Source organism: Roseomonas sp. TF40, from assembly GCF_057219975.1.
This window is the reverse complement of the sequence record NZ_JBXVVR010000001.1, coordinates 177,768-192,187: the sequence shown is the minus strand read 5'-3', so window position 1 is coordinate 192,187 and position 14,420 is coordinate 177,768. Positions and strand designations below refer to the sequence as shown.

Genomic DNA, 14,420 nt, shown 5'->3' with positions numbered 1-14,420 from the left:
TCCGCGGCGAAGCCCAGTCCACCGGGCTGAGGCGCATACGGCGTGGCGGACGGGGTGGGATTCGAACCCACGGTGGAGTTGCCCCCACGGCGGTTTTCAAGACCGCTGCCTTAAACCACTCGGCCACCCGTCCAAGCCCGGTGGTTTTGTGCCGCCGCCGCGCCGGGAGCAAGAGGCAGCAGGGCGCGCGGCTCTGGCACGGCGGTTGCTAATACCCATTCGTCATGCGACGGGCGCCGCCCGTGCTGGCAGCTTAGCCTTCCTCAACCTTGCCTTAAGGCCGGTCCGCAAGGACCGGCCTTCTTTTTTTGTGCCAAGCGCCGGCCTCCTGGCGTGCCGCGCGCCCCATCGATGCGAATGCGCCTAAAATTCGATCAGGGGCGATTCCCAAAATGCGAAGCGTTCCGCGAAGCGGCCTGCCAAACATGTTAACCTGGCACGAGCACCGAAACCGCCGCCTGCGCCGCGATGCCTTCGCCGCGTCCCGGAAAACCCAGGCGTTCCGTCGTTGTCGCCTTCACCGAGACGCGCTCCACCGGCACGCCCAGCAGGCTCGCCAGGCGCTCACGCATGGCCGTGGCGTGCGGCGTGATCTTCGGGCGCTCGCAGATCAGCGTCACATCGGCGTTCGCCAGCACACCGCCGCGCGCGGCGATGCGCTGAGCCGCGTGCACCAGGAAACGCGCGCTGTCGGCATCCTTGTACTGGTTGTCGGAGGGCGGGAACCACCGGCCGATATCGCCCTCCGCCAGCGCGCCATAGATCGCGTCGCACAGAGCGTGGATGCCGACATCGGCATCCGAATGGCCGTCCAGCCCGAGCGGCGAGGGCAAGGTGACGCCGCACAGCACCATGGGCCGGCCTTCGACCAGCCGATGCACATCGAACCCCGTGCCGATGCGGGGGATCATCCGGGCGAGCATGGCGGCCTCCACCCTGGCGAGGTCCTCGGGCCAGGTGATCTTCACGTTGGACTCCCCGCCCGGCACGAGGGCCACGGCCAGCCCGGCCTGTTCGAGGAGCTGGGCGTCGTCCGTTGCCTCGCCAGTTGCGGCGCGATGCGCGGCGAGCAGGGGCACGAAGCGGAAGCCCTGGGGCGTCTGGGCGCGGAACAGCCCGGCGCGGGGCACGGTCTCCAGGATCGCGCCGTCCCCGCCGCGCTTGAGCGTGTCGCTCACGGGCTGGGCGGGGATGGCGCCGGGATGGGTGGCGAGTGCTGCCCGCAGCGCCGCCACCGTGCCGGGCGGGACGATGGGGCGCGCCCCGTCATGCACCAGCACGAGGTCGGGCGGGTCCGCGGCCAGCGCCTCGAGTCCCGCGCGCACGCTCGCCTGGCGCGTCGCGCCGCCGGTCACGGGCGGCAGGCAGGGCAGGCCTTCCAGCAGCGCCGCGATCTCTTCCATCGCCTCGGCGGCGCAGACCGGCAGCAGCGCGTCCACGCCGCCCTCGCGCAGCAGCGCCTCCGCCGCATGGCGCAGCACGGGACGACCGAGCAAAGGGAGATATTGCTTGGGCCGGGCGGCGCCGAACCGGCTGCCGCTGCCAGCCGCCATCAGAAGCGCCACGCATCGCATGCCCATCAGGCTATCGGCTCGCAGGGCCGTCGCACAGCCCCGTGGAGCAACCCCTTGTCGTGCCGGAAAAAAAGGCAATTCTGGCTCCCGCTGCGGGGGGCGACATTGCCCACGGGGCAAAGTGCCGCTACCTTGCCCAAATCATGAGCATGAACCCCGAAGGCACCGCGGCGCTGCCGAAGCTCCACCCCATCACGCTCGATTCCCGCACGCGGATCGAAGTGCCGGTGATTCTCGCGCCCATGTCCGGCGTGACGGACCTGCCCTTCCGCCGCCTCGCCAAGGCCGAGGGCACGGGCCTCGTCGTCAGCGAGATGATCGCCTCCAACGCCATGGTGCGGGAGAACCGCACGACCCTGAAGATGGTGGAGGTCGATGGCTTCGGCGGGCCGTCCTCCGTCCAGCTCGCGGGCTGCGACCCGGCAGTGATGGCGGAGGCCGCGAAGCTGGTGGTGGATCGCGGCGCGGCGATCGTCGACATCAATTTCGGCTGCCCGGTGAAGAAGGTGGCGCTCGGACAGAGCGCGGGCAGCGCGCTGATGCGCGATGAGATCGGCGCCGCGCGCATCCTCGAGGCCGTGGTCAAGGCCGTGCCCGTCCCGGTCACGCTCAAGATGCGCATGGGCTGGGACCACCAGTCGCTGAACGCGCCGCGCCTGGCGAAGATCGCGCAGGAATGCGGGATCCGCCTCGTGACCGTGCATGGCCGCACGCGGCAGATGTTCTACACCGGCACCGCCGACTGGGCCTTCGTCGCCACGGTGAAGCAGGCGGTCTCGCTGCCGGTCATCGTGAACGGCGATATCCTCACGCCGCTGCACGCCGCCGAGGCGCTGCGCCAATCGGGGGCGGATGGCGTGATGATCGGCCGCGGCTGCTATGGCCGGCCCTGGCTGCCGAAGCAGGTGGCCGACTACCTCGCCACCGGCACGCTGCCCGAGGACCCACCTCTGGCCGAGCAGCTGCGCATCCTGCTGACGCATTACCACGCCATGCTCGACCATCATGGGCGCGACCCCGGCATGCGCCTCGCGCGCAAGCATATCTCCTGGTATTCCAAGGGCCTGCCGGGCAGCGCGGAGTTCCGCGCCGAGGTCAACCGCACCGATACGGTGGAGGCGGTGCTCGACCTCATCGCCCGCTTCTACGAGCCGCTGATCGCGCGTGGCGTGCGGTCAGGCCCCGCCACGGGTGACCGCGACGATGCGGAGCTGCTCGCCGCATGAGAGGCGGCGGCCTCACCCGCGCGGTGCGCGTCTTGCGCCCGGCCCTGCCCCCGGGCGAGGCCGTGGCGCGCCCGGCCCCGGCGATGGATGCCATGGCGGTGCTGGGCGCGCTGCCGGTCGCGACCGTCGTGCTGGATGGCGAGGACGGCTTCCACTTCGCCAACCCCGCCGCCGAGTTGTTCTTCCAGCTCTCCGCCGCGTCGCTTGCCCAGATGTCGCTGCGCGACCTGCTGCCGATCGACAACCGGCTGTTCGGCGTGCTGGCGCAGGTGCGCGCGCATGATGCGCCGGTCTCGGACCATGACCTCACCCTGCAGAGTCCCCGTCTCAATCGGCTCGGCGTCGCCGCCCAGGGGGCGCCCTTTCCGGAATTGCCCGGCGGCGTGGTGCTGACGCTGCAGGATGGTTCGACCGCGCAGATGCTCGACCGGCAGCTGAATTTCCGCGGCGCGGCGCGCGGCGCCTCGGCCATGGCGGAGATGCTCGCTCATGAGGTGAAGAACCCGCTCTCGGGCATCCGTGGCGCGGCGCAGCTGCTGGAGCAGGGGGCGAGCGAAGGCGACCGTGAGCTCTGCCTGCTCATCCAGGACGAGGCGGATCGCATCCGCAACCTGGTCGAGCGCATGGACATGTTCTCCGAACGCCCGATCGAGCGCGCGGCGGTGAACATCCATGAGGTGCTTGACCATGTGCGGCGCATCGCGCTCTCGGGCTTCGCCGCGCATCTCAAGATCCACCAGGACTACGATCCCTCCCTGCCGCCGGTCTGGGGCAATCGCGACCAGCTGGTGCAGATCCTGCTCAACCTCGTGAAGAACGCGGCCGAGGCGGTGGATGGGCGGGAGGGCGAGATCCACCTCGTCACCGCCTATCACCATGGCGTGCGGATCGCCGTGCCCGGCTCGCGCGAGCGGATGCACCTGCCGCTGCAGGTCTCCGTGCGCGACAACGGGCCGGGGATCGCCGAGGAAATCCGCGTCAATCTCTTCGAACCTTTCGTCACCACCAAGCGGGGCGGGCAGGGGCTCGGCCTCGCGCTGGTGGCCAAGCTTGTCGCCGACCAGGGCGCGCTGATCGAATGCGACAGCCGCCCGGGCCGGACCGCCTTCCGCCTGTCCCTGCCGGTGCCACCCGCGCGCCGACGTGAGCCTGGAGCCGCCCCGCATGAGTGAAGCCACAGCCCAGGCCCAGCGCACCATCCTCGTCGCCGATGACGACCGCGCGATCCGCACCGTGCTGAGCCAGGCGCTCGGCCGTTCGGGCTACCATGTGCGCGCCACATCCTCCGCCGCCACGCTCTGGCGCTGGGTGGAGGATGGGGAAGGCGATCTGGTGATCACCGACGTGGTCATGCCCGATGAGAACGGCCTCGACCTGGTGCCGCGCATCCGCCGTGTGCGCCCCGAACTGCGCGTGGTGGTGATGAGCGCGCAGTCCACCTTCTCCACCGCGCTGAAGGCGACCCAGCGCGGCGCCTTCGAATACCTGCCCAAGCCCTTCGACCTGAAGGAGCTTCTGGCCGTGGTCGGGCGCGCCCTGGCGGCCCCGCATGTGACCGAGGCGAATGAGGGCGACGAGCCGGAGGAACGCCTGCCGCTGGTCGGCCGCTCCGCCGCGATGCAGGAGATCTACCGCACGGTCGCACGGCTCACGACCACCGACCTCACCGTGATGATCACGGGCGAGAGCGGTACGGGCAAGGAGCTGGTGGCGCGCGCGCTGCACGATTACGGCCGGCGCCGCAGCGGGCCGTTCGTCGCCATCAACATGGCGGCGATCCCGCGCGAGCTGATCGAGAGCGAGCTGTTCGGCCATGAGCGCGGCGCCTTCACCGGCGCGCTCAACCGCGGCGTGGGCCGCTTCGAGCAGGCCGCCGGCGGCACGCTGTTCCTGGACGAGATCGGCGACATGCCGGCCGAGGCGCAGACGCGCCTGCTGCGCGTGCTGCAGGAGGGCGAGTTCACCACCGTGGGCGGGCGCCAGCCGATCAAGGCGAATGTCCGCATCGTCGCCGCCACGCATCGCGACCTGCGCCAATCCATCCGCAGCGGCATGTTCCGCGAGGATCTGTTCTACCGCCTCAACGTCGTGCCCATCCGCCTGCCGCCGCTGCGCGAGCGGCTGGAGGACATCCCGCTGCTCGCACGTCACTTCCTGGAACGCGCGCGCGCCGCCGGGCTGCCGCTGAAGCAGCTCGACCCGAGTGCGATGGACCGGCTGAAGCAGCATGCCTGGCCGGGCAATGCGCGCGAGCTGGAAAACCTGATGCGCCGCCTCGCCGCGCTCTATCCGCAGGAGAGCATCGGCGCCGACGCCGTGGCCGCCGAGCTGGCCGAGGCCGCGCTGCCCGCCGAGGAAGGCCCCCGCGCGCCCGAGACGCTGGAGCAGTCGGTGGAACGCCACCTCGCCGGCTTCATGTCCGCCCATCGCGACGGCATGCCGATCCGCGACCTCTATGACCGCGTGCTGGCCGAGGTGGAGCGCCCGCTGCTCAAGCTCGCGCTGAGTGCGACGCGCGGCAACCAGATCAAGGCCGCGGCGATGCTCGGGCTGAACCGCAACACGCTGCGCAAGAAGCTGCGCGAGCTTGACCTTCCGGTGGTGCGCGGCCTGCCATGAGGCGCAGCTGAGCATGGCCGCGCCGGGCGCGGCGCGCCTGCGCTGGCGCGACATCCTGTTCGGCCGGGCGACGACGCTCGGCCTGGCCATCACGGCCGTGCTGCTCGGCATCGTTACCTTCGTGCTGCTGGCCGGCGGCAGCCCCTTCGGACCGACACGTCCGGGCCAGATCGTGGGCATGGTCCTGGCCAATGCGGGCGTGCTGCTGCTGCTCACGGCCTCGCTCGTCCTGCGGCTGGTGCGGGTCTGGGCGGAGCGGCGGCGCGGCAGCGCGGGCTCGAAGCTGCATGTGCGCCTCGTGCTGATGTTCGGCGGCGTGGCCGTGGTGCCCTCGCTGATCGTCGCGGCCTTCGCGGCCATCTTCTTCAACCTGGGCATCCAGGCCTGGTTCTCCGATCGCGTGCGCAACACGCTCGAGGCCTCGCTGGTGGCGTCCCGCGCCTGGCTCGACCAGCATCGCGACGAGATCCGGGTGGATGCGCTGGCCATGGCGGCGGATCTCAACCGCGCCGCGCAGCTCTTCCTGCCCGGCAACCAGCCGGCCTTCGAGAGGCTGCTCGCCACCCAGGCCTCGATCCGCGGCCTGACCGAGGCGGTGGTGTTCGAGCCCACGCTCGGGCGCGTGCTGGCGCAGGCGGGCTTCCTTGCCGGCGGCGTGATCGAGGCCCCGCCCGCCTGGGCGCTGGAGCAGGTGCGCCAGGGCGAGGTCGCGGTGGTGCCGGCCGAGAGCGATGCCCGCGTGCGCGCCATCGCCAATCTCGACTACCCCGCGGGGATGCTGCTGCTGATCGGCCGGCCCCTTGATGGCTCGGTGCTGGAGCACATGCGCACCACCGAGCTTGCCTTCCAGGAATATGACCAGCTCGACCGCAACCGCGGCTCCCTGCAGATCACCTTCGCGTTGATCTTCGCCTTCGCGGCGCTGCTGGTGCTGCTCGCCGCCGTGCTGGTGGGCCTCGTCATCGCGAACCAGATGGCCCGCCCGATCTCGCGCCTCATCACCGCCGCCGAGCGCGTGCGGGCGGGCGACCTCTCGACCCGCGTCGAGGAAGGCACGCAGGATGACGAGCTCGCCACCCTCTCGCGGGCCTTCAACCGCATGACCAACCAGCTCTCCGCCCAGCGGGGCGAGCTGATGGAGGCCTATCGCCAGATCGACGAACGCCGGCGCTTCACCGAGACCGTGCTCTCGGGCGTTTCCGCCGGCGTGGTGGGCCTGGACGCCGATGGGCGGATCAACCTGCCCAATCGCAGCGCGAGCCAGCTTCTGGGCCTCGACCTCGATGCCGCGATCGGGCTTTCCCTGGCCAAGGTGGTGCCGGAGTTCGCCGCCCTGATCGCCGAGATGCGCGAGCAGCCCGAACGTGCCCGCACCGCCGAGATCCCGCTGGGGGCGGCCAGCCAGCACCGCACGCTGATCGCGCGCATCGGCGCCGAGACCCAGGGCGGGCGTGTGACCGGCTATGTGCTGACCTTCGACGACATCACCGAGCTGCAATCCGCCCAGCGCAAGGCCGCCTGGGCCGATGTGGCGCGGCGCATCGCGCATGAGATCAAGAATCCCCTCACGCCCATCATGCTCTCGGCCGAGCGGCTGAAGCGCAAATACCTCAAGGAGGTCTCGACCGACCCCGAGACCTTCCGCAGCCTGACCGACACCATCGTCCGCCAGGTCGGCGACATCGGCCGCATGGTGGATGAGTTCTCCGCCTTCGCCCGCATGCCCCAGCCGGTGCTGCGGCCCGAGGATCTCGGCCAGGTGGTGCGGGAGGCGCTGGTGCTGCAACAGGCGGCGCACCCGGAGATCCTCTACGTCACGGAGATCCCGCAGCCCGCCCCGCGGCTGAACCTCGACCGCCGGCTCATCGGCCAGGCGCTGACCAACCTGCTGCAGAACGCCGCCGACGCCGTGGCCGCCGTGCCCCGCGCCGAGGGCGAGCAGGGCCGCATCGGCATCCGCATCGAACCGGTGGGGGAGGGCACCGCCGTGATCGTCGAGGATGACGGGCTCGGCCTGCCGGCAGGGGAGGAACGCGCGCGGCTCACCGAGCCCTATGTCACGCACAAGCCCAAGGGCACGGGCCTGGGTCTCGCGATCGTGAAGAAGATCATGGAGGACCATGGCGGCCGGCTGGCGCTGGAGGACCGGCCCGAAGGCCGTGGGGCGCGCGCGATGCTGGTGTTGCCGCCGATGGAGTCGGAAGGCCATGGTGCATCCATGGGTGCGATAGCCATGTCCGAGGGAGGGTCGATCCGCCATGGCGCATGAGATCCTGATCGTCGATGACGAGCCCGATATCCGCGCGCTGATCGAGGGCATCCTCTCCGACGAGGGCTATGAGACGCGCCAGGCGGCCAATTCGGACCAGGCCATCGCGGCCTTCCGGGCGCGGCGGCCTTCCCTGGTCATCCTCGACATCTGGCTGCAGAACTCCCGCCTGGATGGGCTTGGGATCCTCGCCGCGCTGCATGGCGAGGAGCCGCGCGTGCCCTGCGTGATGATCTCCGGCCACGGCAACATCGAGACCGCCGTCCAGGCCATCCAGAACGGCGCCTACGACTTCATCGAGAAGCCCTTCAAGTCGGACCGGCTGCTGCTGGTCATCGCCCGCGCCCTGGAAGCCGCCCGGCTGCAGCGCGAGAACATGGAACTGCGCCTGCGCGCGGGGGGCGAGGCCGAATTGGTCGGCACCTCCGCGCCGCTGTCCCAGCTGCGCCAGGCGATCGAGCGCGTGGCGCCGACCGGCTCGCGCGTCCTGATCAGCGGCCCGGCCGGGGCGGGCAAGGAGGTGGCGGCGCGGATGCTCCATCTGCGCAGCCGTCGGGCCGATGGGCCCTTCGTCGCGCTGAACTGCGCCACCCTCGCCCCGGGCCGCTTCGAGGAGGAGCTGTTCGGCGTCGAGGCCGGGCCCGACCCCGTTTCCCAGCCCCGCCGCGCCGGCGTGCTGGAACGCGCGCATGGCGGCACGCTGCTGCTGGACGAGGTGGCGGACATGCCACTCGAGACCCAGGGCAAGATCGTGCGCGCGCTGCAGGAACAAGGGTTCGTGCGCATGGGCGGCGCGCAGCGCGTCAATGTCGATGTGCGCGTCATCGCCACCACCAGCCGCGACCTCCAGGCCGAGATCGCCGCCGGGCGCTTCCGGGAGGACCTCTACTACCGCCTCGCCGTCGTGCCGCTGCGCGTGCCGCCCTTGCGCGAACGGCGCGAGGACATCCCGACACTCGCGCGCTATTTCATGGCACGATCCGGGGCGACCTCCGGCATGGCGCCGCGCGAATTGAGCGAGGATTCCCTTGCCGCCATGCAGGCCTATGAATGGCCGGGGAATGTGCGGGAGTTGCGCAACCTCATCGACTGGCTGCTGATCATGGCGCCGGGCGAGGCGCGTGAGCCGATCCGGCCCGAAATGCTGCCCCCCCAGGTGGGCTCCGCCGCGCCGGCGGTGCTCAAGCTTGACCGATCCAGCGAGATCATGACGCTGCCGCTGCGCGAGGCGCGCGAATTGTTCGAGCGCCAGTATCTGGAAGCCCAGTTGCTGCGCTTCGGCGGCAACATCAGCCGCACCGCCGCCTTCGTGGGGATGGAGCGCAGCGCGCTGCACCGCAAGCTGAAGTTCCTCGGCGTGCACGCGGATGACCGCAGCCCGCCCACCCCAGGGTCCACACCAGGGCCCGCCGCTGGTGTGGTCCCCGGCATCGCCCCTGGTGGCGCCCCTGGGCCGAGCCAATAGGCCGTGGCATCCTTGCCCCCTTGCCGTGTCAGGCGTTGAGAGAAAGCCGAAGATGTCCAAGATCGCCTATGTGAATGGCCGCTACCTGCCGCAGCCCGACGCAGCCGTGAACATCGAGGATCGCGGCTACCAGTTCGGCGACGGCATCTACGAAGTCGTGCACCTCTATGACGGGCGCTATGTGGATGAGGATCTCCACCTCGCGCGGCTCGAACGCTCGCTGCGGGAGATCGCGCTGCCCATGCCGATGTCGCGCGCCGCACTGTCGATGGTGCTGCGCGAGGTCGCGCGCCGCAACCGCGTGACGGAGGGCCTGCTCTACATGCAGGTGACGCGCGGCGTCGCACGGCGCGACCACGCCTTCCCCTCGAAGCCCGTGCCGCCGGCGCTGGTGGTCACGGTGAAGCGCATCGCCCCCTATCCGACCGACATCGACAAATGGGCGGCCTCCTGCATCACGCTGCCGGACCTCCGCTGGGCGCGGCGCGACATCAAGTCGGTGAACCTGCTGCCCAATTGCCTCGCCCGCCAGGCGGCGCGCGAGAAGGGCGCGATCGAGGCGATCCTGTATGACGAGGCCACGGGCATGGTCACGGAAGGGGCGGCCACCACCTTCTGGATTGTCGATGAGCAGGGGGCGATCCGCACCCGCTTCCTCGATCACGTCATCCTGCCCGGCTGCACCCGCGGCGCGCTGATGGCCGAGCTCAAGCTGGCCGGCATCCCCTATGACGAGCGCGCCTTCTCCCTGGATGACGTGAAGCGCGCACGGGAGGCCTTCATCACCTCCGCCACCTCCTTCGTGAAGCCGATCACGAAGATCGACGGGGCGCCGGTGGGCGATGGCAAGGTCGGGCCCGTGGTGCGCCGGCTGTTCGAGATTTTCGCGCGCCATGTGAAGGGCGACCTGAGGAACGCGGCGTGAGCCCCGGCAGCCTGGTCCGCGCCTTCTACGCCGAGATCTGGGAAGCCGGGCGGCTTGACCGGATTGCCGCCCTCATGTCGCCGGCGTTGATTTTCCGCGGCTCCCTGGGCGTGGATCTGCACGGGCGCGATGCCTTCGCGGGCTATGTCCGGCAGGTTCGCGGCGCTCTCGCCGGCTACCGCTGCGAGATCATCAACATCGTCGAGGCTGAGACGAAGGCCGCGGCCCGGATGCGCTTTTCCGGCCTGCATGTCGGTGGCCCGCTGCTTGGCATTGCGCCCACCGGCCGCGAGGTGGCCTGGGATGGCGCTGCCTTCTTCGACTGCGCCGGCGGCATGATCAATGAGCTCTGGGTGCTGGGCGATGTCGATGGGTTGCGCGCCCAGCTCGGCGCATGACCGAGGCCGGCCCCGTCTGCCTTCTCTGGGACTGGGACAACACCCTCGTTGATGGCTGGGCGGCGATCCAGCAAGGGCTGAACGCCACCTTCCGCGCCTTCGCCATGCCCGAATGGGATCGCGCGCAGGTGCTGGGCAATGTCCGCCGCTCGCTGCGCGACAGTTTCCCCGACCTGTTCGGCGGGCAGTGGGAGAAGGCGCGGGACATCTTCTACACCGAGGTGCGCGCCTGCCATCTCGATGTGTTGAACCCGATGCCCGGCGCGGCCGAAGCCATCGCCGCCGCGGCGCGGCTCGGCCCGCAGGGCGTGGTCTCCAACAAGCAGGGGCCGCTGTTGCGGGCGGAGGCCGTGCATCTGGGCTGGGCGGGGCGGTTCGGCACGCTGGTGGGGGCGGGCGACGCCAAGGCCGACAAGCCCGATGCGGCGCCGCTGCTGATGGCGCTCGGCGCGCTTGGCGTCCCGCCAAGTCAGCGGGTCTGGTATGTCGGGGACACCGCGCTCGACATGCTGGCGGCGCGGGCGGCGGGCTGCAAGGCCGTGCTTGTCGGCGGCGCAGCGCATGATGGCGGGCTTGAGCATGCGCGCCCCGATCTCGCCTTCGAGGATGCGGCGGCGCTGGCTGCTGCATTGCAACGTCTTGCCAGGAACCCCTCCTAGGGAGGAAGCTGTTCCACCGATCGCACGGCCAAGCCGTGCATCCCGCAAGGCCTGAGTGCCACCAACAAGAAGGAACCACCCTCCGTGGCCGCCGAGAAGTCGCAGAATGTGCAGGACGTGTTTCTCAACCACGTCCGAAAATCCAAGACCCCCGTCACGGTGTTCCTGGTGAACGGCGTGAAGCTGCAGGGCATCATCACCTGGTTCGACAATTTCTCGGTGCTGCTGCGCCGGGATGGCCATACGCAGCTGGTCTACAAGCACGCGATCAGCACGGTGATGCCGGGCGGGCCGATCATGCTGTTCGACCCCACCACCGCAGGCACCGCCACCACCGCGAGTGGCGAGGCGGCTTCCCCCCGCGAAGGTCGCCTCACCCTGGGGCGCGAGGTGAACCCTGTCGGGTCCGTTGACTGAGACGCCACGCGCGACGCAAGGCGGCCCGCCCGCCGGGCGCGAGACCAAGGCCGGGCCGACCAAGGCCGCGGTGATCCTGCCGCATGAGCGCTTCGGCCGGCCCGAACCGCTGCGTGGCGAGCCCTCGGCGCATCGCGCGGCGGAAGCGAAGCTGGCCGAGGCGGTGGGGCTCACCGCCTCCATCGGCCTGACCATCGTGCACACCGCGATCTTCCCGCTGCGCGCCACCCGCCCCTCGACCCTGCTGGGCGAAGGGCAGGTGCAGATGGTGCAGGAGGCGATCGAGAAGCAGGGTGTGACGGTGGTGGTGGTGGATGCCGCGCTCTCCCCCGTTCAGCAGCGCAACCTCGAGCGCGCCTGGGGGGCCAAGGTCATCGACCGCACGGGCCTGATCCTCGAGATCTTCGGCGAACGTGCGGCGACGCGCGAGGGCACGCTGCAGGTCGAGCTTGCGCATCTCTCCTACCAGCGCACGCGGCTCGTGCGGTCCTGGACGCATCTCGAGCGCCAGCGCGGCGGCTTCGGCTTCCTCGGCGGCCCGGGCGAATCCCAGATCGAGATCGACCGCCGCCTGATCGATGAGCGCATCATCCGCCTGAAGAAGGAGCTGGAGACGGTGCGCCGCACGCGCGGCCTGCACCGCCATGCGCGCGCGCGCGTGCCGCATCCGGTGGTGGCGCTGGTTGGCTACACCAATGCCGGCAAATCCACGCTCTTCAACGCGCTGACCGGGGCAGGGGTGCTGGCGCAGGACCAGCTCTTCGCCACCCTCGACCCCACGATGCGCGCCATCAAGCTGCCCTCGGGGCGCACCGTCATCCTCTCCGACACGGTGGGCTTCATCTCCGACCTGCCGACGCAACTGGTCGAGGCCTTCCGCGCGACGCTCGAGGAAGTGGCGGCGGCGGATGTCATCCTGCATGTCCGCGATGCCTCCCACCCCGATACGGGGGCGCAGCGCGCCGATGTGCTCGGCGTGCTGGCCGACCTCGCCGAGGGGCCGAACGCGCCGCTCGATGAGGGCTGGCCGGCGCGGGTGCTGGAGGTGCTGAACAAGGCCGATCTGCTCGGCGGCGTCGATGCCGTGCCGCCGATGGAAGGCACCATCGCCGTCTCGGCCCTGACCGGGGACGGGCTCGACACGCTGCGCCACGCTTTGGATGCGCGGCTCTCGGCGGGGATGGAGACGGCCGACTACGCCCTGCCGCCGCAGGATGGGGCGCGTCTCGCCTGGCTCTACGAGCATGGCGAGGTGCTGGCCCGCAGCGATGCGGAGGACGCCATCCGCCTCACCGTCCGCCTCACCCCGGCGAATCGCGCGCGCTTCGAACAGGGATAGGGCCTGTGGACAGTTGGGGCCGGGATGCAGCCGGCGAGGGATTTTTCGGGCTGGGAAGGCGGACAGCGGAGCCGATGGCACTCCATCGGCGAGCATGGCCAACGCACCCAGCGCGAAAAAGCGCCGTCGGATGCGCCCGCAACCTCACTGTCCACAGGCCCTGGTGATGCGCTTCGACACCAAGGCCTCGCGGGCCGTGGCGGCGCTGCTGCGGGCCGCGAGCCGGGCGGAGATCCTGCCCCGCTTCCGCCGCCTCGCCCCCGAGGCGGTGCGCGCCAAATCCGGCCCGCTCGACCTGGTGACCGAGGCCGATGAGGCCGCCGAGCGCGTCATCGCCGCCGGGCTGCGCGCGCTGTTTCCCGGCTGCGTCGTGGTCGGCGAGGAAGGCACGGCCGCCGATGCCGCGCTGCTGGCGAAGCTGCACGATGCGGACCTCGCCTTCGTGGTCGATCCGGTGGACGGCACGGCGAATTTCGCGGCCGGCGTGCCGCTCTTCGGCTGCATGGCGGCCGCCTATGTGAAGGGCGAGGTGGTGGGTGGCTGGATCCACGACCCGCTCGGCGACGATACGGTGATGGCGCTGCGGGGTGAGGGCGCCTGGGTCGAGGATGGGGCAGGGGTCCGGCTGGGGGATCTGCGGGTCGCGGCGCCCGTGCCGCTCTCGCGCATGGTGGGCGCCGTCTCCTGGGGCTTCCTGCCGGAGCCCTTGAAGTCGCGCGTCGTCTCCCGCCTGCCGCGCCTGGCGGGCACGTTGAACTTCCGCTGCGCCGCGCATGAATATCGCCTGACGGCGAGCGGGCACGCGCATCTGCAGCTCTACAACAAGCTGATGCCCTGGGACCACGCGCCGGGCTGGCTGCTGCACCGCGAGGCCGGGGGCTATGCCGCGCGCTTCGATGGCAGCGCCTATGAGGCCGCGCACCATCTTTCCGGCGGGCTGCTCTGCGCGCCCGATCGCGCCTGCTGGGAGGAAGCCCGCGCGGCGCTGCTCGACCCGTGAGCGACGCGGATGAGGAGGAGGATGAAGGCCCGCCCGGCCTGCCCCCCGGCACGCCCTTCTACATGACCCCTGCCGGCCACGCCGCGCTGCGCGAGGAGCTTCGCAAGCTCTGGGAAGACGAACGACCCAAGGTGGTCGAGGTGGTGAGCTGGGCGGCAGGGCTTGGCGACCGTTCCGAGAATGCCGACTACCAGTACGGCAAGCGCCGCCTGCGCCAGATCGACAGCCGCGTGCGCTTCCTGCGCAAGCGGCTGGAGCGGGTGCAGGTGGTGGACCCGTCAGCGCAGACGAAGCGCGACCAGGTGTTCTTCGGCGCCACCGTCACCTACGCCCGTCTCTCCGACGATGTGGAGGTGACCATCACCATCGTCGGCGTGGATGAGGCCGACAGCACCGCCGGGCGGATCTCCTGGGTCGCCCCCGTGGCGCGCGCACTGCTCGGCGCCCGGGTGGGCGACACGCGCAAGCTGCGCACCCCGGCCGGGCCGGAGGAGATCGAGGTGGTCTCCATCGCCTATCCGGGCTGAAA

The 14,420-nt window shown here is 70.6% G+C and carries 13 protein-coding genes and 1 tRNA gene; 12 read left to right on the top strand and 2 right to left on the bottom strand.

Features of this window, described 5'->3' with window-relative positions; all coding sequences use genetic code 11:
* Window positions 1-43: 43 nt before the first annotated feature.
* A tRNA-Ser gene (locus AC2D9U_RS00790) sits at window positions 44-133 on the bottom strand.
* Window positions 134-428: 295 nt separating this feature from the next.
* Window positions 429-1,574 (bottom strand): bifunctional 2-C-methyl-D-erythritol 4-phosphate cytidylyltransferase/2-C-methyl-D-erythritol 2,4-cyclodiphosphate synthase, encoded by a 1,146-nt coding sequence (locus AC2D9U_RS00785; protein WP_484747310.1) that lies wholly within the window; start codon window positions 1,572-1,574, stop codon window positions 429-431.
* 143 nt (window positions 1,575-1,717) lie between these two features.
* Here AC2D9U_RS00785 and dusB point away from each other — a divergent pair, with 143 nt between their 5' ends.
* From dusB to greB, 12 genes are all read left to right on the top strand, one after another.
* Window positions 1,718-2,800, top strand: a complete 1,083-nt coding sequence (gene dusB, locus AC2D9U_RS00780; RefSeq protein WP_484745432.1) for a tRNA dihydrouridine synthase DusB — start codon at window positions 1,718-1,720, stop codon at window positions 2,798-2,800.
* Window positions 2,797-3,972 (top strand): two-component system sensor histidine kinase NtrB, encoded by a 1,176-nt coding sequence (locus AC2D9U_RS00775; protein WP_484745431.1) that lies wholly within the window; start codon window positions 2,797-2,799, stop codon window positions 3,970-3,972. Before dusB ends, AC2D9U_RS00775 begins: the two co-directional genes overlap by 4 nt.
* Window positions 3,965-5,419, top strand: coding sequence for a nitrogen regulation protein NR(I) (ntrC, locus tag AC2D9U_RS00770; protein WP_484745429.1), 1,455 nt, complete (start codon window positions 3,965-3,967; stop codon window positions 5,417-5,419). Before AC2D9U_RS00775 ends, ntrC begins: the two co-directional genes overlap by 8 nt.
* A 13-nt stretch (window positions 5,420-5,432) precedes the next feature.
* Entirely contained in the window at window positions 5,433-7,688 is a 2,256-nt protein-coding gene (locus AC2D9U_RS00765) for a sensor histidine kinase NtrY-like (RefSeq protein WP_484747308.1), read from the top strand.
* Complete coding sequence (gene ntrX, locus AC2D9U_RS00760; protein WP_484745427.1) at window positions 7,678-9,153, top strand: nitrogen assimilation response regulator NtrX; 1,476 nt, start codon at window positions 7,678-7,680, stop codon at window positions 9,151-9,153. The genes AC2D9U_RS00765 and ntrX overlap by 11 nt, the downstream gene beginning before the upstream one ends.
* Window positions 9,154-9,205: 52 nt before the next feature.
* Window positions 9,206-10,078 carry a D-amino-acid transaminase gene (locus AC2D9U_RS00755; RefSeq protein ID WP_484745424.1) on the top strand — a complete coding sequence of 291 codons (873 nt, stop codon included), beginning with the start codon at window positions 9,206-9,208 and terminating at the stop codon, window positions 10,076-10,078.
* Window positions 10,075-10,476 carry an ester cyclase gene (locus AC2D9U_RS00750; RefSeq protein ID WP_484745421.1) on the top strand — a complete coding sequence of 134 codons (402 nt, stop codon included), beginning with the start codon at window positions 10,075-10,077 and terminating at the stop codon, window positions 10,474-10,476. The genes AC2D9U_RS00755 and AC2D9U_RS00750 overlap by 4 nt, the downstream gene beginning before the upstream one ends.
* Window positions 10,473-11,135, top strand: coding sequence for an HAD family hydrolase (locus AC2D9U_RS00745; protein WP_484745419.1), 663 nt, complete (start codon window positions 10,473-10,475; stop codon window positions 11,133-11,135). The genes AC2D9U_RS00750 and AC2D9U_RS00745 overlap by 4 nt, the downstream gene beginning before the upstream one ends.
* A gap of 84 nt (window positions 11,136-11,219) precedes the next feature.
* A complete protein-coding gene (gene hfq / locus AC2D9U_RS00740) occupies window positions 11,220-11,552 on the top strand; it encodes an RNA chaperone Hfq (RefSeq protein ID WP_484745417.1) in 333 nt (110 codons plus the stop codon).
* Between the two features lie 70 nt (window positions 11,553-11,622).
* Window positions 11,623-12,891 carry a GTPase HflX gene (hflX, locus tag AC2D9U_RS00735; RefSeq protein ID WP_484747306.1) on the top strand — a complete coding sequence of 423 codons (1,269 nt, stop codon included), beginning with the start codon at window positions 11,623-11,625 and terminating at the stop codon, window positions 12,889-12,891.
* Between the two features lie 166 nt (window positions 12,892-13,057).
* On the top strand, window positions 13,058-13,891 hold the full coding sequence (locus AC2D9U_RS00730) for an inositol monophosphatase family protein (protein WP_484745415.1): 834 nt from the start codon (window positions 13,058-13,060) through the stop codon (window positions 13,889-13,891).
* Window positions 13,888-14,418 (top strand): transcription elongation factor GreB, encoded by a 531-nt coding sequence (gene greB / locus AC2D9U_RS00725; protein ID WP_484745413.1) that lies wholly within the window; start codon window positions 13,888-13,890, stop codon window positions 14,416-14,418. The genes AC2D9U_RS00730 and greB overlap by 4 nt, the downstream gene beginning before the upstream one ends.
* The last annotated feature ends 2 nt before the right edge of the window (window positions 14,419-14,420 follow it).

Bases quoted from the DNA above. Each gene is read 5' to 3' on its own strand.
- AC2D9U_RS00785 (WP_484747310.1), bottom strand. From the start codon at position 1,574: ATGCGATGCGTGGCGCTTCTGATGGCGGCTGGCAGCGGCAGCCGGTTC.
- dusB (WP_484745432.1), top strand. From the start codon at position 1,718: ATGAGCATGAACCCCGAAGGCACCGCGGCGCTGCCGAAGCTCCACCCC.
- AC2D9U_RS00775 (WP_484745431.1), top strand. From the start codon at position 2,797: ATGAGAGGCGGCGGCCTCACCCGCGCGGTGCGCGTCTTGCGCCCGGCC.
- ntrC (WP_484745429.1), top strand. From the start codon at position 3,965: ATGAGTGAAGCCACAGCCCAGGCCCAGCGCACCATCCTCGTCGCCGAT.
- AC2D9U_RS00765 (WP_484747308.1), top strand. From the start codon at position 5,433: ATGGCCGCGCCGGGCGCGGCGCGCCTGCGCTGGCGCGACATCCTGTTC.
- ntrX (WP_484745427.1), top strand. From the start codon at position 7,678: ATGGCGCATGAGATCCTGATCGTCGATGACGAGCCCGATATCCGCGCG.
- AC2D9U_RS00755 (WP_484745424.1), top strand. From the start codon at position 9,206: ATGTCCAAGATCGCCTATGTGAATGGCCGCTACCTGCCGCAGCCCGAC.
- AC2D9U_RS00745 (WP_484745419.1), top strand. From the start codon at position 10,473: ATGACCGAGGCCGGCCCCGTCTGCCTTCTCTGGGACTGGGACAACACC.
- AC2D9U_RS00730 (WP_484745415.1), top strand. From the start codon at position 13,058: ATGCGCTTCGACACCAAGGCCTCGCGGGCCGTGGCGGCGCTGCTGCGG.